The sequence below is a fragment of the Leptospira ellinghausenii genome (assembly GCF_003114815.1).
In the GTDB taxonomy this organism is placed as follows: Bacteria; Spirochaetota; Leptospiria; order Leptospirales; family Leptospiraceae; genus Leptospira_A; species Leptospira_A ellinghausenii.
This window is the reverse complement of the sequence record NZ_BFAZ01000002.1, coordinates 79,928-99,764: the sequence shown is the minus strand read 5'-3', so window position 1 is coordinate 99,764 and position 19,837 is coordinate 79,928. Positions and strand designations below refer to the sequence as shown.

Here is a 19,837-nt window from a genome sequence, read left to right as displayed (position 1 = left end):
TTAGATTAGTAAAGCAAAATCTTTTTTACTTTCTTTGCGAGAGAAGATGGGAACTCGGTTTCAAGTGAATCTAGGTTTACCCATTTAAAATCGATACCTGATGTTTTTAAAAAGGATTCCAAATCCCTTGTATGATTTAATTTCAAATGTGGAACAGAATATTCTAATTTATGATGTGTGATGGTATGTTTAATGGTTCCTAAGGTTTGGCTTTTCCCTTTAAGAGATCCTAAAAAATGGAAAAAATCGGAAGGTTGATATTCATTGTTTGGTAGTTCACCTAAAAAACCGTAAGGAAGATGGAACATACCTTTCAAAAATCGATTTTTTGGTTCCTTGATGAGGAGGTAAACATCGTCCTTTTGGACAATCCATATTTCACCTTGTAAACTGATTTGTTTTTGACTTTTCTCGCGAATGGGAAGGTCTTTTGTTTTCCCATGGATTCTTGCAAAACATCCTTCCATGAGAGGGCAGACCAAACATTTAGGAGATTCGGGTAAGCAGATGGTTGCCCCAAGTTCCATCATGGCTTGGTTATGGTCGCCAGGAAAATCCAAGTTTAAAAATTCATTTGCCTTTTCTTGGAGTTCTAAATCTGCTTTTGGACCGAGAATGTTTTTCGTATAACCAACGTAACGTGCAAGAACACGTTTTACATTTCCATCAAGTACAGCATACGGTAAATCATAGGCAATGGATAAAACAGCTCGTGCTGTATAATTCCCAATACCAGGTAATTTTAAAACCAACTCTAAGTCTTTTGGAAAGGAACCATTGTATAGATTAACAAGTTGGATGGCAGCTTTTCGGATGTTCCGAGCACGGCTATAATACCCAAGTCCCTTCCAATGGGCGAGGACTTCTTCTTCACTTGCTTTAGCTAACTCTTCCGGGTTTGGAAAACGATTGAGGAAATTTTCAAACAAAGGTAACATTGCCGCAACTCTTGTTTGTTGCAACATCACCTCAGAAATCCAAATGGGATATGCTTGTTTTTTTTTACGAAATGGTAGGTCACGTTTGTGTAATAAATACCAATCGTGAAGTTTTTTCTGTGGGTTCAAATGTCCGAATCTTGGATGCTATATCGAAGGTAGGTATTACAACTTCCCTCTTCCGTATACCGTACCAAGTCATAGTCCAAACGTGTGGATCGGAAGAATTTGGAATGAGCCAATCGTTCTCGGATTTCCTGTCGGATGTGGTCACGAGCTTCTTGCCGTTTATCATAATAGGCAGGTGATAAAATTTCACTTTTGTAAGACAAATTTCCCTCACGGTAAATCGCTACAGTCACCTGCACTCGGTATTTGCGTTGTAATCCTTGTTTTACTTCCGTATTCATTGGTTCCAAAAAGCCCAGGTTTTCTTCCTAAATTGATTTTCGGTTTGGAAGGGAGTGAAATTGAAAGCCTCAGATTTTTTTCATACTGCTTGCCCAAATTTTCGAATTTAATTTTCTAGATAATGAGAACATAAGATTCAAATGAGCACCAAATATAACGAATCGCCATTTTTTTACAGAAGAAGACCGACAAGAGAAGTGAAAGTGGGAGATGTTGGAATTGGAGGAAAAAACCCAATCCGCGTCCAATCCATGATCACATCTAACACAAGAGATACGGACGCAAGTATCCAACAAATCTCAGATTTAGAGAAAGCTGGGTCAGAAATTGTTCGCCTAACAGTTCCTAGTCAAGCTGATGCTGACAACTTACCAAATATCCGAAAACGAATGAAAGAACTTGGTCTAAAAGTCCCACTTGTGGCTGATATCCACTTCACTCCCCAAGTTGCTCTAAAATGTGTGGAATGGGTTGAAAAGGTGCGAATCAACCCAGGAAACTTTGCAGACAAAAAAAAATTTGAAATCATCGAATACACTGACAAAGATTATAATGAAGAACTAGAACGTATCGAAGAAGTTTTTACTCCACTTGTCTTAAGAGCCAAAGAACTTGGTGTTGCGATGAGAATTGGTACGAACCATGGAAGTTTATCGGACCGTATCATGAATCGATTTGGGGACACACCTCTTGGAATGGTAGAGTCTGCATTGGAATTTATCCGGATCGCTGAAAAAAATTCTTATCGTGACATTGTTGTTTCCATGAAAGCATCCAACCCTCAAGTGATGATCCAAGCCTATCGTATGTTAGTTGCAAGGTTTTATGATTTAGGAATGGATTATCCACTCCACTTAGGTGTGACTGAAGCCGGGGATGGTAAAGACGGAAGGATTAAATCAGCTATTGGAATTGGAAGTTTACTGGAAGACGGTCTAGGTGATACGATCCGAGTCTCCTTAACAGAAGATGCAATTCATGAAATCCCTGTCGCGAAGGAACTGGTTCAAAAATACAACGATCTCTATTTTCATTCCTTAACGGCAAAAGAAAATCCAATGATTCGTGAAAGTATTTATACGGAATTTCGAGATCCATACCAATATGCTCGGTTTTATTCCAAAGAAATTGCCGTTGGAGAAACAAAAATTGGAGATACAAATCCAGTTCGAATTGAGTCCTGTTTTCCTTTTTTTGGAGAGGGAACATCGGAAGAGGTTCTCCATCTCATCCAAAGGGGAAACAAATCAGGTCGAGTACCAGAACTCATTCATTTTAACATTGATTCCGAATTAGATTTACTAACGCTTGGAACGATGGTGAGGAGAGGATCATTTCCTTTACCTGTTTCCTTTGCACTCTCTGAAGATCTCATGTACCAGTATGAAACTTTTGCCGAAGATTTGTATCGGTTTCAAAAGTGGGTCATCTCCCCTTCTCTCTTTTTAAAGGAATCGGAAGAATCCTGGGATGATCTTTTACAATTTGTGACTAGATACGCAAAAGACAAACGATCTGTGGAATGGACCTTTCCATCATCTAACATAGAACATGTGTCTATAGTCCTAAAAGAATGCAAAAAAAGAAAAATAGAAAATATCCTTTTTTCAACTTCTGATGGTGACTTACTCACGATCCGAAAACTTGCATTTTTATTAAGAGAATCCGATTACCCAATTGTCTTAAATGTTTCAGGTAAAAACAAAGACCAACTGATGTATGATGCTTCTATCCAAGCAGGAGGAAGTTTATTAGATGGAATTGGAGATGTTTTAAGACTTTCCTTTGGTGACGGAGAAGCAGAAGAGTGTTTACATTTAAATTTTGATATTTTGCAAGCAACTCGGCTTAGACTCACCAAAACAGAATACATTTCCTGCCCATCATGCGGAAGGACTATGTTTGACTTACAAACAACAACAGCAAAAATCAAAGAAAAAACTGGGCATCTAAAAGGTGTGAAAATTGCTGTGATGGGATGTATTGTGAATGGACCAGGTGAGATGGCAGATGCTGATTTTGGATATGTCGGTGCAGGAATTGGTAAAGTCCACCTCTACAAAGGGAAGGAAATTGTAAAAAAAGGAGTCTCTGAAACGGAAGCTCCCGACCTACTCATCGAACTCATTCGCGAAAATGGGATGTGGAACGATCCAGAATAAAAAATAGTTTCCTTTTGTTTCTTCCATCTGTAACTTCACCCAGGTGGAAGAAAAAGAAAAAAAAGAAATTTTATCCAAAATCCAATTGATGGAAAAGGAACTTTTTTTCTTAAAAGAAAAAGTCCTTTCTCTTTCTGAATCAAAAGTTATTTCCAAATCGGAAAGATTCGAAAATCCCAAACAAACACCTGTTACAGAAGATACAAAACCCATCTCGATTGACGAAGGTCCTAATTGGTTCATCCAATGGATTGGACAAAATTTATTTGTAAAACTCGGTGTATTTTCACTCATCCTTGCATCAATTTGGTTTTTTTATCTAGCAATCGAAGAATATTGGATCAACGAATCAGTTCGTATTTGGATAGGTATCCTCTCTTCTCTTCCGATCCTTTGGTATGGAACCAAAACAAGAGAATCAAGGCCTTACCTTTCACCTAGTTTACTTGGCCTCGGGATTGCTGTTTTATTTTCTGCTTATTTTTCAGGATATGTTTGGTATGATTTATACGGAACAGAAACTTGTTTTGTTGGACTGATCCTTTTAAGCCTAACAGCTGTTGGAATTTCGTATGCTGAAAAAAGTGAAGTATTATTTGGTTTTGCGAGTTTAGGTGTTTTCTTATCGCCCATCTTAGTATCAACTGGGCAAAACTCCTATCCATTTTTATTTACCTATTTACTCATATGGAACCTACTTTTCTTTTTCATCAGAAAGGAAATGCCTTGGAAGGTGATCCCATTACTCATCCTAATCGCAAATCACTTAATTTTTGCCACTTGGGCAGAATCAAAACTAGAAGAATCAAAAATCTTTTTTCCATTCATCTTCCAATTGGGTGTCTACCTTCTATTTTTACTTCGTGAATTCGAAGTATTAAAAAGAACCATAAATGAGAATCCAAACCTAACTTTGGTTACCATAGGACTCACATTGGGATTTGGATTTTTGCAATCCTTTTGGATGTTTGGAATCTTTTATCCTACACTAAAACCATTTCTACTAACGCTAGTTCTTATCGTATTTTATGGAATCTACCAAAGGTCTCTCCGTGATATAGAACTTACGAGTGATACAAAAAAAGTGTATGATATCATTAGTCTTTTTGGATTACCACTCATTATCAGCGTGATTGTGATGGGAATGACAGGCAAGGCTTTGGCATTTAGCCTAATTAGTTTTGCATTTGTTGTGACAATTGCGGCTACATATTCCAAACAATTGTATATGTATTTAGCAACATTCCCTGTTTGGTTTTTTGCTTTGTTTTATATTTTCGCATTTACCTATCGTTCTTACAATGAAATTCCATTTCTAAACGGTAGGTTTCTTATTTTTACAACAGGTAGTTTGTATTTAGTATTATCGTATTGGTATAGTAGACAGTTTTCAAATTTTTCAAAACTATTCTTATACACCGCCTATCCTTATTTCCTACTGGGAAATTTTGTGGAAATCCATTTGGGTTTTCCTGAAGAAAAACGCATGTTTTTATACACCATTTGTTTGATCTTCTATGGATTCGGTACTTTGGTCATAGGATTCCAAAAACACATTCACTCCATAAAAGTGGCCGGATTTGTTTCATTGGCACTGGTCGTAGCCAAATTTTATTTATATGATTTTTGGAACTTATCCTTGGGATACAGAATCTTAGCAGGTCTGTTTTTAGGAATCACTCTTATTGTTACGGGAACATTTTACAATCGAATCAAAAAGGAAACTACATGAAAACTTTATACCCAATATCATTACTTATATCTTTACTTACGACAACTACCATTTTCGCAAGGCCATTACCTGTCGAAAATTTTAAATACAAAAAAGACATCACTCTCCCTTCCAAAATGGGAGAAAGTCAAATTGTAAAAGTGTTACTAGATGAAGAGTTTTATAAACATTCATTTTATGGAGACCTTCGTGTCACTCGAAATGGAGAGATAGTTCCTTACAAAATCCAAAATGCAGAGGAAATTAGCAAATACACTGAAAAACTGAAACCAGAATTACTCTTCACCAAAAAAGATGAAATGGAAATTTATGTTTTAGAACTACCGAAACTTCCAGAAGGAATGTCCTATTCAAAATTAACAGTAACGAGCTCATATGATTATGAAACATCAATCACACTTAAGTTAGGTGATAATCCAGACAGTTTTGCAGAAACAAAAAATGTATTTTTGTACAAGTATGGTTCACAATCATCTGGAGAAATTGATTTAGGAAATACCAAATTCCGATACGTACGATTGGAAGTGGAAAATGGATCAAATTTAAAATTTCCTTCTGTCACCAGGTCCAAAGAAAATAAACATTTATACTTTGAAAAAACCCATCAATTACCCAATCCATTATTGGAAGAAAATGCAGTGCTTTTTACTTTTCCAAATGAAAACCAAAGTAGTTTCCAAAACATCAAACTTTCCTTTGAAGAAAAGAATTGGGAACGTATGATTACAGTTCGAGGGAAAATTAATAAAAAAGAATGGGACACAGTATTCCAAGGAACCATCAATCATGATGAAAAAGAAGGAAATTTTGCAGAGATCCCAATCTCTTCACCATTAAGTTCCGAATTTACAATCCAAATTGAAGATGGAGAGAATCAAACTTTACATTTAAAAGAAGTAATCACCGTACAACCATTAGAGGAAATTTTATTTTTTAAAGATAACGGTACAAATGATGCAAATTACAGTTTGTATTATGGAAATCCTTACCAGTGGCCTGCCAATTTTGATCCTTATACTTACCCATCCTCTGATGAATTGAGGGATAAAACTCCTCTTGAAGGCAAATTAACCAAAGAAGTAGAAAATGCAGAATTTGGATATAATTTGATTTACCCTCCCATTTCTGGTTATATCACAACTGGACTCTTTTATATCGGAATAGGAACACTTCTCGTGTTTATCTTCTCAATCTTAAGGTCCAAACGACTTGTTGTCAAAGAAACAGTCTAACTCAGGTACTAAGGCAAGTCTTTTGTATACATTTTAGTGACAAAGGATTTGCCAAATTACCAAAAAATCAGGTAAAATCAACAAACAGGTTTAAAGGAGAAAAGATGAAGCAACTAAAATTAACAACAACCATGATAGGAATGATTACCTTACTCATCCTTATGAATTGTACGGGAACAAGGCCAGACAATTTGGGAATTCGATCTGGAAAATTATTAGAATGTCCTAAAACTCCAAACTGCATCAGCAGTTTTTCAGATCCTTCTGACAAAGAACACTTTCGAAGTGCAGTGCCCTATCAAAAACCAACAGTAGAAGCAATCTCCATTTTAAAAGAGAGAATTCTAAACCATCCAAGAACCAAAATCATCAAAGAAGAAAACAATTATTTGTATATTGAATTTACAACGCTTATCATGCGTTATGTGGATGATGTAGAGTTCTATTTTGATGAAAAAACAAAACAATTACACTTTCGATCAGCTTCTAGACTAGGAAAGTCAGATTTAGGATTGAACCGAAAACGAATTGAAATCCTCTTAAAAGACATTCAAATTTAGTGATTTAAGTCTAGGCTTACAATCCATAAGAATAAATAGATACGATTCAAAATTGTAAGAATCTAGAATCGTATCGTTTTTTTCTTTATTTCTTTTTGTGAATTTCCTGTAACGAGTTTACTGAATACCCTTTATCCTTCATCTCCACAAGTCCATGGATCAGAGCTTTTGCAGCTTGTGATGTAGTGAGACAAGGCACTTTGTATTTAATTGCTGCTTGGCGAATCGTAAATGCATTTTCTCTTGTGACTCTGGACAAAGGAGTGTTGATGATTAAATGGATTTTTTTCTCTTTGATGTAATCAATTACATTTGGAAAATAACCGTCATAGATTTTATTGATTTTACTCGATAAGATGCCGTTATCAGATAAAAACTTATGAGTTCCTTCTGTCGCAATGATATTATAACCTAAATTGGACAAGGACCTAACTGGTTCTAATAATTCTTTTTTGGTTTTATCATTGATGGTAACAAAAACAGTTCCATGTTTTGGAGGTTCTTCACCTGCCATAATCTGCGCTTTCACAAAGGCTTCCCCTTTGGTCGCAGCAATTCCCATCACTTCACCCGTTGATCTCATTTCTGGACCAAGGATTGTATCTACACCTGGGAATTTACTAAATGGCAAAACTGCTTCTTTTACAGTGATCATTGGAGCAGAAAAACGTTTTCCCAATTTAAAAGAAGCCAATGTTTCACCTAACATAAGTCTTACAGCAATTTTTACAATAGGAATCCCTATTGACTTTGCAACAAATGGAACTGTTCTCGATGCTCTTGGATTTACTTCTAGGACATACAGAGTTTCATCTTTAATCGCATATTGCACATTGATAAGACCCTTAACATTTAATTCTAAAGCAAGTCGATACGTAGCTTCTTCAATTTCTTGGAGCATACGTTGGGAGATACTTTGAGGGGGTAAAACACATGCAGAATCTCCAGAGTGGATCCCTGCTTCCTCAATATGTTCCATAATTCCCGCTATAAATACATCCTTTCCATCACATAAAGCATCTACGTCTACTTCCGTCGCATCTTGTAAAAAGGAATCTACAAGTAGTGGCCTATCTTCAGAAACCTCTTCAGCTTCTTCCATGTATTTGTCTAATTCTGTTTCTTCATTGACAATCAACATGGCTCGACCACCTAACACATAGGAAGGTCTAACAAGCACTGGATATCCGATTTTTCTTGCAATTTCCCTTGCTTTGTCCTTTGAAGAAGCGATACCATTCTCTGGTGATTTTAAACTTAATTTATCTAATACTTCAGCAAATCGTTTTCTATCTTCTGCTCTGTCGATGGAATCAGGGCTTGTTCCAAGAATTGGAACCCCCCTTTTTTCCAAAGATTTAGCGAGTTTGAGTGGAGTTTGTCCACCTAACTGCACGATCACTCCATCAGGTCTTTCCTTTTTGAAAATTGCCATCACGTCTTCTAAACTGAGTGGTTCAAAATACAACCGGTCCGATGTATCGTAATCTGTGGATACTGTCTCTGGGTTGGAGTTTACCATGATGGATTCAACACCAGCTTCCTGTAATGAATACGATGCATGGCAACAACAATAATCAAATTCTATCCCTTGCCCGATTCTGTTTGGTCCGCCACCGAGGATCATAACCTTTTTCTTAGAAGTTACATCAGATTCATCTTCTTCATCATACGAAGAATACATGTAAGGAGTAAATGCTTCAAACTCACCTGCGCAAGTATCAATTCGTTTGTATACAGGTTTGATGTTCTTTTCTTCTAAGTAAGCTTCAATTTTTTCTTCTTCTTCTCTTAAGGTTTTATCAACCTTTGCCTTGGTGATATCTATAGCTGCCCCACTTCTGACTTGGGATAAAATTTGTTCTTCTTTTGAAAGGAAAGCAAGTTGTCTATTGGAGAAACCAGCTTGTTTCATTTCTTCAATGATGACATTCCCTTCTTTTCGATATTTATTTTCTAATTGGAAAAGTTCTTCAAATTGGTATAAAAACCACGGATCTATTTTACAAATCTCATGGATTTCTTCGACACTCATTCCAAAATCGAATGCCATCTTTACATAAAAAATTCGTTTATCAGTTGGCCGTTTAACTTTCGCTGTAAGCCATGTTTTTCTTTCTTCTTTTGGAACAGCTTCCCATTCCATCAGTTCTTTTAAATACCCATCACTTCCAAAACCAAATCGGTCTGTTTCAAGTGAACGTAATGCTTTCTGAAAACTTTCTTTAAAGTTTCTACCGATAGCCATTGCTTCCCCAACAGCCTTCATTTGGACACCCAATGTATTGTCAGAACCTGGGAATTTTTCAAAAGCAAATCGAGGGATTTTGGTAACTACATAATCAATAGAAGGTTCAAAACTAGCAGGTGTAACTCTTGTGATATCATTTCGTATTTCATCCAAGGTATATCCGATGGATAACAATGCTGCAATTTTTGCGATCGGAAATCCAGTTGCCTTTGAAGCAAGTGCGGAAGACCTGGAAACCCTTGGGTTCATTTCGATGACAATTACGTCTCCATTTTCCGGGTTAACAGCAAATTGAATATTAGATCCACCAGTTTCTACACCAATTTCCCTGATGATATCAATAGACATATCACGTAATCTTTGGTATTCTTTGTCACTTAACGTTTGTTGTGGGGCAACAGTAATGGAGTCTCCTGTATGAACACCCATTGGATCCAAGTTTTCAATGGAACAAATGATAACCACGTTATCATTTAAATCGCGCATTACTTCTAACTCAAATTCCTTCCAACCCATCACGGATTCTTCAACAAGGATCTGTGAAATGGGAGATGCAGATAAACCTTTTTGAGCAATATCATCAAATTCAGATTCATCATAACAAGTTCCACCACCAGTACCACCCAACGTGAATGCAGGGCGGATGATGATGGGAAATCCGATTTCGTCTTTTGCTTTTCTCGCTGCATCCATGTCGGACACCATAAAAGACTTTGCAACTCGGATACCAAGTTTTTCCATCGCAAGTTTAAAAAGTTCTCTATCTTCTGCTTTTCGAATTGCTTCTACTTTTGCACCTATGAGTTCTACATTGTATTTTTCTAATACACCTTCTCTATGTAAGGCGAGAGCTAAATTGAGTGCTGTTTGACCACCAACTGTTGGCAATATGGCATCTGGTTTTTCTTTTTTAATGATTTTTTCGAGAACGGGAACGGTGAGAGGTTCAATGTAAGTGGCATCTGCAAGGTCAGGATCCGTCATGATGGTAGCGGGATTTGAATTCACCAATATGACTCGTATCCCTTTTTCCCGAAGTGCTTTTGTTGCCTGCGTTCCTGAGTAGTCAAACTCACATGCCTGCCCGATGACGATTGGTCCGGATCCGATGATCAAAATTGATTTTAAGTCGTTACGTTGCGGCATTGTTTCCTCTTTTTTTTCTTATTAATTTTCATTGATGTCAGATAAAGAACTGGGAATTAAATATTCTCCTGCCAGTGAAGCATTCTCCCACTTCACTACAGTTTTATATAAGGTTTCTCTCATTTTTGAAGCCATTGGATGATTGGGGTATAAATTATTTTTGTTCAAAGGATCTCTTTTGCGGTCATATAACTCAAACTTGACACCTTCCCTCGTGGGAATATAGATCAATTTGTAATTAGAATTCTGAATGCTTCGGTGTTTCGAAAATGCAATGGTTTCACGATAAATTGGATCTGTGATCATGATTTGGTAGTCTTCTTCAGGAACAACTTGGTGCAGTGAGAGTATATTCGGATATGGGATTCTCTGTTTTTGGAAAAAATGGTTACCAACATCTGAAAACCAAATTCCAGTTTCAGAATAAACAAATCGATCTTCATTCCAGTCCTTTTGTCCAAGAATTGTTAATAAGGATTTACCGGGGTATTCCAATTGGGAAGGGATTTCAAAATAATCCAAAAGAGTGGGAACTAAATCAATACTGGATGTAATGCCATCGAAATTTTTTTCAGTCGAGGGAATGGATTCGAACTTGGATGATTTCGGAAATTTGATCATCAATGGAACATGGGTGACAGATTCACCACGAAGGTGTTCACCATGCCCTTGCCCATGAATGTCCTCATACAGTGCTTCCCCGTGATCGGCAGTCAAAATGATGATCGCATCATCATAAATCCCTTTCTTTTTTAAATAACCAACCATTTCACCAAATTCTTGGTCAAAGGCATAAACTGCGCTATCAAATAAGCTTCGGATTTGGGAGATTTCTTCCTGATTGGGAAGACTTGAATCCGTAGGATCTACAAATTTAAGATACTTATATTTCCCATAATACCGTGGGTTCGTAAAACGTTTGTAATGTGGATATGCAGGTGTGTATGGAAAATGAATCACACTCGAAAAATAGGTAATGGAATAAGGAGAGTTCCCCCTTTCACTCACCAAAGAATCGAACCGTTTGAGTAAACGATCTCCATCTCCCCAAGTGGAAAGTCCATCAAGTTCTTCTAAGTATTTTTCTCCCGAAAACCAAGAACCGACAAGAAATGGCAAAATTAGAATTTGTGTTTCTGCAGTCCTTTGGACCGTCATGATCCTTGCATTAAAATTGGGAGCATATACTTCATCAAAACCGAAGTTGGCTCTTGGAAATATGTCAGCCGCAAAACTACCAATGGCAAAATGATCATATCCAATTTTTTTTAGGATTTGTTGGAGTGTTGGAAAGGAAGGAGACCCAATCCTTTGTTTTTCTTCCGGTGATGGAAACATGTCTCGAATTTTATGTTCCATCGAGTATTTACCAGTTAGAGTATCTGCCCAACTGGGGAAAGTTCGTGGAATCGTAGTATGGTGGTCATGAAATACAAAACTATCTCTCGTAAACAAATCGATATTGGGTGTGATGGATTGGCCATTGATCCTTGCACCAATCTTATCGTAACGTAATGAATCTGCAGATAAGATGAAGATAGGTGGTTTTCCTTTTTCTTCTGAGTAACGTAAGGAGGAAATGCCCATCCAAAAACTTGGCAAAACATACAAAAACAAAAGAAAAATCAATAGAAGACCATATGTTTTGATATGTACATTCTCATAGTGTTTCCCTTGTAATATCACAAAAGCAAAATAAAGTAATCCAAGTAAGTACAATCCATGGGAATGGAGAAACCCTAACACCAAAAGATGTATGATGGCAAAAAAACTTTCTTTGTTTTTATGAAGGTACACATGGCGCCCTAAAAGTACAAAGAGAAGTAAAACCAAAATCCCCAAAACAAAATTGAGAAACATTGGTGAGATGGTATCAGTTAAAAAATACAAAAACGGTGCAAAACTAGGATACCTAAAGAAGAAAAATTCCCCGTAAATTTGTGGGAACATGATCATTGATTGGAAAAGAGCAAAACATTCGATGAATAGAACACTTCCAACCAATAAATACCATTTAACAGCTGAACGATTCCATAAAGAGAAACCCAAGTGAACCAGCGTGAATAAACTTGTATGGATAAAAAGAGAAACAGCAAAAACCTTAGCCGTTGTCGTCAAATAAACGCCAAAAAAGGCACCTAAGTATTGTTTAAGGAAGTCGCCAACATCGACACCCATAATTGTAAAGCTGGTATTAAAGAGGAGAAAGAATAGATAAAAAAAAACTGAATAATAGAGGGAAATTTTAAAAATTCGGATGGGGAAAAAAGGGGCTTGGTTCGGACCCATTAGAGTCATCATTCCAAACCCACTTTATCCGTAAACTTTTCCTAGTCCTTATTTTCCGAAATCCTCACGATTTCGTTAGGCCATTCGGCATGTGTTTCAGGCGAATACATCGCTTCCACACGTGTTGGAGGTAGGACAAAATTCCCCACGTGGTTTAGGCGGTAACTGTGTTCAATCACATGTTTTCCCTTTGGCAGGTATTCAAAATAAGCCCGGTAGAGGGACAAGGTTTTTTCCTCAAAACTTAAGTAATAAGAAGTATCTCCTGGTTTGTCTTGGTTTATCTGTGATTCCCGCCCGAACCCACGTCCGAGAGGAAGAGATCCAGGTGGAATTGGATCTTCCACAACCACCCAAGTTTTATCGGAGTCTGCCTCAATTTCCAGCCTGACTTTGATGGTATCTCCTTTGGTTAAAACTCCTGGTTTTGCTACTTGCACAGGTTCAAAAAAACGTTTCAAGCGGTAACCACTGGAGATAGGAGTTTGTAAAGGAAGGACAGACTGAACGGACCATTCCAACCAAGGTTTTCCTTTTCCATCATAACTCACAGTGAAGGATTCAGGGTTCATACCGAGAGTTTGGGTAACAGTTTGTTTGCCATTGGGCTCCAAACTTAAAATTTCTTTTTCTGTTTGGATTTTGACCTTCCCACCACTTACCTTTTCACCTTCCAGAAGTTTACTCACACGATCAAAAACTAAAACAGAATAAGCATTTCCAAGAGTACTATCATACCTTCCTTGTTTTTGCATTTTGACAAACGCTTTGACAATCCGTGGCATATCTTTTTTGTAAGCGGGTTCTGAAATCGACCATAACAAAAATTTTGCCATCGTATAATCCCTACTTCCAAGAATCCACCATGGATTGGTAAAACCAGAGTCAGCAATGATTAACTCAGTACCTTGAAGATTTAGTTTTGATCGCAAAACACTGTACAAACGATTCTTTACTTTTGGATCCGCTCCATTCACACGATTGTAAATATCAGATAAATCGATGAGTGAAGCAGTAGGTAAAAATTCAAGGTTATCAAAAATGGGACGCACTTGTTCCCACTCGTAAGTTTGGTATCGAGTTAATGCCTCCCAAACGATGATTTTTCTGACAACAAGGTCGGCACCAAATCGATACCTTTCTCCATAAACCCTTCCATCCAAAAATCCTTGTAAACCATTCATAATTTTTGATAAAACTTCATCAGGTATGGTTTTGTTTGTTAGTTTAGCAGATGTTAAAACATATGCAGAAAGTAATTCACTTCCATAATCCATTCGAGCAAAATACTTCACAAGTCCATCTGAATCTAAAAAAGAATTTAGATCTGCTAGAACATCATTCCATAAACCATCCGAACGTAAACCTATCGCTTTTGAAACTCTTTGTTCCATACAAGAATAAGGATACGTTTGGAAATACTTTTGGATTCCAGATGTACTTGTTAAAATTGTAGGGGAAGCTTTCCAAACCATCTTTCCCGTATTTGGTTTCGAACCTGGTGGAGTTTGTGCTGATTCCTTAAATGGTGCTTCATATAATAGAAGCCCTGCTTGGTAAACCCTTTCCGTAAAAGCAGGTATCACATTTTGTTCTACCGATAAAGCATCCATAACTGTTCCGTTAGGTGAAGATACTTCTAATGAAAATTTACGTTTTACGATCTCTTCCGGAACCGTAAGATCCCAGGTGATCACTTTTGATTCCCCAGGAGATAACATAGCCGATTTGGTTTCTAATTCCGTTTTGACTTCCGAACCATTTTTAGTATCTACTACGTTCAGTCGAAGCCTAAGTTGTTCTTTGGTTTCACTTGCATTACGCAAAGTCACTTCGTGTTGTAAACTATCCCCCATCCGAACAACAGGAGGGATTCCAGAAAATGTTTGGATTTTTTGGGATGTTTGGATTTTTGCCATCCCTGTTCCAAATTCTTTAGGACCGGAACTGGCAACAGCAACAATACGGAAACTGGTGAGGGAGTCGTTTAATGGAAAACTAAATTTATACTTTCCATCCTTGCCAACAATACCCTTTCCTTTCCAATACAGTAAGGTTTCAAAAAGAGAACGAGTGGATTGTTTCCCCCCTCCGCCACCTTCCGGTTTTGCTTTGAGCCCAAAATGGCGTTTCCCAATGATTTGGGATTGGGCAGTAGATGTTACCACTTGCAGTGGTCTTGTCCCCATCATCGCATCTAATAAGTTCCAAGTTGGATTGGGAGAAAGTTCTAATAATGCTTCATCCACAACTGCTAATGTAACTTCAGTTGACTCCGTAGGAATTTTACCATCGGAAGATTTAATTTCCAATTCTACTTCAACTGTTTCTCTAACCTGGAATTGTTTTTTATTGGGAGTGACTGAAACGGATAAACTGTACGGTTTGTATCCAACCTTCAACATAGAAAGACCCAATCGGTAACTTGGTTTAGCTAAGTCAACAAGACCTGTTGGTTTTGGATCACCCATTCGCCCACGTACAAGAAAAACAGAAACATAAACATTGGGGGCATATTCTTTTTTAATCGGAATGGTAATGAAAGGATCTTTTCCACTCACAGGTGTAACAAAATAATCGATCACACCTTCTCTCTCTAAACTGACAAGAGCAGTTCCTTCCCTAAAGGGAGATCTCACTTGAACTTTGATGGATTCACCAATTTCCACTGATCGTTTTTCTGGTAAGATGTCCATTCGGTTATGATCACTTACATCAAACCAAACTTCTTCTTTAGAACTCACCCATACATTATAAGTTGAGTTTGTTTGATTTCCATTTTTATCTTTTGTTTCCGCTACAAAAATGATGTCACCTGTGGCTGGTGATTTTCCTTCACAAATTAGAATTCCTTTGTTATCAGTTTTTCCTTCGCAAAACTCTCCTAACTTATTTACTTCTTCATAGTGTTCGTAAGCGTAAAATCCACCAACGAGTCGTTTCCGGTTAGAATAAAATTCTTTTTTGTATGCATTTACCTTAATTTTCTGAGACGGAATAGGTTTGTCCTTCGCATCCAAAACAACTAACTGAAGTTTCACTTTGTCTTCTGTGAAATACCATCCATCAGGTAAAATTCCTAAATGAACTTCTGATGGTGAAACAGGAAAACTCCTTGAGATTGTATGGATTTCCCCAGTAGGATCTGCATATTCCATTTCTACCTGGAAATTTCCATACCCTGGAATGGATTTTAGATTTTCAAATTTGTATTCTAAAAAACCTTTAGAATCCGTTTTTGCATTCGTGGACAACACCTTTGGTTTTGTTTCTTCAACTTCTTCTTCCTCATACCCACTTACCTTCCACTTTCCTTCTTTGATAGTTTCCGGTGAAAACGTAAATTCAGAATATTCTTCTTTTGGACTATAATAACCAGGTACTACTTGTGAACGAATTTTCACAGGTACTAGAGATGCACCACCTCCCGAGAGGTATTCCAATCCAAAAAGAACTTTTGTTTCTTTAGGAGATACAAGGTTTTGTGATTCGGAAGCAAGTTGTATATTCCCCTTTAGGACTGGTAGACGAAATTCTTCTACACGAAATTGTGTGATGGTTCGACCATAACTTGTGTCTTCTTGGTTATAAGGATAGGTGACTAAATAAACACCATGTTTTGCATTTTTTGGAATCTTAAATTCGGACTCTGCATGACCAGGGAATGACCAAACTAGAGGTGCCGTATAACTTTCTCCAGATCCTTCATGTTTAATGACAACAGTATTTGGATAATCTTTCGGTTCTGCCGGTATTAAACCCTTATTCCCAAAACTTCGTCTAACGTGTTTCAGGTGAACCGTCTCTCCTTTTTTAAAAAGTGTACGATCGAGAACGATTGATTCTAAATAATTTGCATACCCTGCACTTGTTTGAGGGAGTTGGTAACGCCAACTTTCAATTCCTTTTTCCCATGTACTGGAAGTGAAACTGATATCATCATTTTTTTGAGCAAAAACAGTAAGACCAGAACCTAACTCATGATAACCACAATAAGGTACTTCCTGGAAATTGATATTTCCAAAGAGCATAGTTCCATCTTTTCCAGTGATACCAGCACCCCGAATATTTCCGTTACAATCTAAAATTTTAATTTGTACTCCTGCTTCGGGAAGACCTGTATCCAAACTTGTCACCCAAACTAAACTGGTATCCTTCCCCCATTTGAAATGAGGCGATAAATTGGTAACAAGGGCAGCACTGGAGACATACATTTTTTTTCCTTCGCCTTGTGCAAAGAGATGGTTTGCAAGCACTTCACTCGTTAATTCAACAACATAAAAACCTGGTGAATCAAAAGGAATTCCTACGACTTCCATTGGCTTTTTGCCATTCGGTTTTGGTAATTGGAAAGAATTTACTTTAGCATTGGAAGCTGTTGATTGGAAAACAGATTGGTTCCTTTCGACTTTTGATAGGGTTTGAAACCACTTTTGGATTTCCACAATGTCCATCGTTTTTTGACTTTTTGCACCCATCCCTAACGAAGTCGATTTGATGGGGAGACTTCCTTCTAAGTTTCGTAAGGTGACAGGAAGCGCAGGATTTGCTTTTGACTCCAAAATTCCAAACTTTGCACTGAATTTTGCAAGAGGTGGAAACTCATCAGTTTTAAATTTTAATGGGAAGGCGGCACTATTCGCCAAACTTCTATTTGCATCATCCACAATATCGGGAATTTTAATTTGGAACTCAGTGTTTTCTGGGAAAGGGCCAGGAAAACTCACCCAATCCGAATATTCGTTTCCTTTGTTTGTTACTTTTTGTTTTGGATATTCCTTTCCATCCTTATCCACCAACTTAATTTTTTCAATTAACTCTTGTGATACGGGAGAATTAAAAGATAAACTGACAGGAAGTATAGGAATACAATTTGCATCGGCAGTTGTCCTTTCACAACTAAAACGTGCAGAAAATACAGGTCTTACTGTGAACGTGAGAACTTCATCTTCAGGGATGGCACCACCCCATACAGACTTAATTCCTTTACCAAGAACAAGTTGGATTTGTTTTTCTGGCAAAAAGGTTTGTTTGGATTTTAGAACAATGGTTTCTTCTTTGTCCTTTTTCCCCATTGATTGCAAAAATGTTTTTCGTTCAGAACCAGAGATGAGTACAACTGGAATTCGATTTCCCAATTCTTCGGAACGGAAATAAGCAAATTTTTGAAAACTACTAAGGTCGGGTTTTCCATCTAAGTGTAATAAAAATACTTGGTCTTCTGCAATTGTACTTTCTTGGTAAGGTGTAACATACTTTACAGAAGGTCCACCTGTATGGAATCCAAACGATTTTTCCCCTTGTATTTTTTCTCCGCTAAATGACTTAGTTCCCTCTTTTAAAACAAAGGAACACTCCACTCCCCCTGGTAATTCTTTTTCAAATTCATACACCCAAGTAGTAGAATCAATGAAGCGACTGGTTCCAGGAAAAGGACAGTTCACTTGGAAAATTTCAGTCTCTGGGCGTACATCTCCAAGGGCCACCATAGGTTTTGTAAAACGTACTGTTACTTGTTTGGGTTCTTTGATAAAACCATTGGGAGTAAAAAATTCAATGGAAGCTGGTGTTGGTTGGGAAAAATCGGATTTCACCAAAATGAGTGAAAGAATGACGGACAAAAAAATGCGGAATCGAAAGAACATGGAAAGAAATTAGAAATAGGAACTGGATTGGAAAGAAAAAAAAGAAAATCAGGGATATTGGCCCCTCCCTGCGGGTCTCATAAGGAGAAACATCTATGAACGAATTTTAGACCTCATTTTTGGGAGAAAAGTTTTCATTTTTCACACTAGAATGGGAACAATCTTCATCCTAAAATTTCATTGAAAACGCTACAATGACCAAGTCTTCTTTTTTTGAAGTTTGCGCATCTCGGTTTGCAAATATGGAATCGGCAGAACGTCGATAAACATATTCCAATCGTAATAAACCTGGATCAAAACTTAAGATATCAAAAGTAGTGGTGTAACCATTGGTCATAAATCCATTCCTTGTTCCAGTGGTGGCTAACACTTGCAAAGGATCATAAAACCTTTCCACTCGAAAACTCAATCGATATTCTGGAGTTAATAAAAAACTTGCCCAGATTGTTCCGTGGTACCATTGGCGGTAAGCATTCGAAGCAGTTTCACGGTATTCCCCTAAACTAGGATCAAACATTCCCAACCATGGTGCATATTCAAAACTTTGTTTTGCTTTCTGGGCACCTACATCAAATTGACCTACAAGTTTCAATCGATCAGTAACATTCCACTCCAAAATTGTATTATTGTAGTAACGCATCTGTTTTCTTTCGAAGTTAGGTGCTTCATTCCCTGCGAATTGATTGAGTGTAAGAGTAAAATATTGATTGAATATATATTTTATCTGGCTCCCAAACGATTTGTCTTTATTATTATCTGTGATATTTTGCCAACCGTTTAAGATATGTATCTGTCCACTCAACTTGTCAGTAAATTGGTGAGACAAACGAACCCCGGAAGAATAGTAAGGTACATAATCTAAGGCAAACGCTCTTGTGTAGTTTACATTATTATGTGAAATCCAAGACTCATACCCGATATTACCAAAAAAAATCCCCATGTCAATCCAAGTATCTTTCCCAAGTTTGAAACCAGTATAGGCTTCTTGGATATTCTTAACAGAAGCCTGATTTGAGTATTTTTCAGTCGTCACTTCAGCCGCATAATTCGCGTTTACTGAAGTTCCCCATTGAAACGCTATTCGTCCTCGGTAATTTTTTTCTTCTACTTTCGCATCGATATAGGCTAAGTTGATATTAAACTCCCCATTTCGTACGGCTTGTGTTGTGTAGTTTCTTTCGGTATCTTTGGGAAGATTTCGGTTGTATGCATAATACGAATCAATAAATCCACCAAATTGAAAAGAACTAGGAATGGTTATTGTTTTTTGTTTTGTATCAGATTTGGTTTCTTCTTCAGCTTTTTTGATTTCCTCTGATTGGATCGGAGAAAACAAGAGGCAAAAACCAAAAAGTATTAAAACAAATTTTACAATTGATTTCACTTGTGAAATGTTTGAAAGGCAAAAATGAATTGTGAGTTGATTCAACATGATACTTATAAGGTATCAGAAAAAGAAACTTGCCACAAT

10 protein-coding genes are annotated in these 19,837 nt (G+C 37.3%); 4 read left to right on the top strand and 6 right to left on the bottom strand.

Annotation, left to right across the window (positions count from 1 at the left end):
• Positions 1-5: 5 nt before the first annotated feature.
• Together mutY and DI076_RS00995 are read right to left on the bottom strand one after the other, a co-directional pair.
• Positions 6-1,067: an A/G-specific adenine glycosylase gene (gene mutY, locus DI076_RS01000; RefSeq protein ID WP_108958200.1), complete on the bottom strand. Its 1,062-nt coding sequence runs from the start codon at positions 1,065-1,067 to the stop codon at positions 6-8.
• Positions 1,064-1,348, bottom strand: coding sequence for a hypothetical protein (locus DI076_RS00995; RefSeq protein ID WP_100718098.1), 285 nt, complete (start codon positions 1,346-1,348; stop codon positions 1,064-1,066). Before DI076_RS00995 ends, mutY begins: the two co-directional genes overlap by 4 nt.
• 141 nt (positions 1,349-1,489) lie before the next feature.
• Between DI076_RS00995 and ispG the strand changes: the two genes are divergently transcribed.
• The 4 genes from ispG (at position 1,490) to DI076_RS00975 (ending at position 7,035) form a co-directional block, all read left to right on the top strand.
• A complete protein-coding gene (gene ispG / locus DI076_RS00990; protein WP_108958199.1) occupies positions 1,490-3,511 on the top strand; it encodes a (E)-4-hydroxy-3-methylbut-2-enyl-diphosphate synthase in 2,022 nt (673 codons plus the stop codon).
• Between the two features lie 43 nt (positions 3,512-3,554).
• Entirely contained in the window at positions 3,555-5,243 is a 1,689-nt protein-coding gene (locus tag DI076_RS00985) for a DUF2339 domain-containing protein (protein ID WP_108958198.1), read from the top strand.
• Complete coding sequence (locus DI076_RS00980; RefSeq protein ID WP_108958197.1) at positions 5,240-6,475, top strand: hypothetical protein; 1,236 nt, start codon at positions 5,240-5,242, stop codon at positions 6,473-6,475. The genes DI076_RS00985 and DI076_RS00980 overlap by 4 nt, the downstream gene beginning before the upstream one ends.
• Before the next feature lie 104 nt (positions 6,476-6,579).
• Positions 6,580-7,035 (top strand): DUF1499 domain-containing protein, encoded by a 456-nt coding sequence (locus DI076_RS00975; protein ID WP_108958196.1) that lies wholly within the window; start codon positions 6,580-6,582, stop codon positions 7,033-7,035.
• An 85-nt stretch (positions 7,036-7,120) separates the two neighbouring features.
• Here the strand turns inward: DI076_RS00975 and carB are convergent, their stop codons facing one another.
• The 4 genes from carB to DI076_RS00955 all read right to left on the bottom strand — a co-directional run bounded on the left by carB (position 7,121) and on the right by DI076_RS00955 (position 19,798).
• The gene (gene carB, locus DI076_RS00970) at positions 7,121-10,432 is read right to left on the bottom strand and encodes a carbamoyl-phosphate synthase large subunit (RefSeq protein WP_108958195.1); all 3,312 of its coding nucleotides are present in this window, start codon (positions 10,430-10,432) and stop codon (positions 7,121-7,123) included.
• A gap of 21 nt (positions 10,433-10,453) precedes the next feature.
• The gene (locus tag DI076_RS00965) at positions 10,454-12,721 is read right to left on the bottom strand and encodes a sulfatase family protein (protein WP_108958194.1); all 2,268 of its coding nucleotides are present in this window, start codon (positions 12,719-12,721) and stop codon (positions 10,454-10,456) included.
• Positions 12,722-12,762: 41 nt separating this feature from the next.
• A complete protein-coding gene (locus tag DI076_RS00960; protein ID WP_108958193.1) occupies positions 12,763-18,366 on the bottom strand; it encodes an alpha-2-macroglobulin family protein in 5,604 nt (1,867 codons plus the stop codon).
• A 169-nt stretch (positions 18,367-18,535) separates the two neighbouring features.
• On the bottom strand, positions 18,536-19,798 hold the full coding sequence (locus tag DI076_RS00955; protein ID WP_108958192.1) for a porin: 1,263 nt from the start codon (positions 19,796-19,798) through the stop codon (positions 18,536-18,538).
• Positions 19,799-19,837 lie beyond the last annotated feature (39 nt).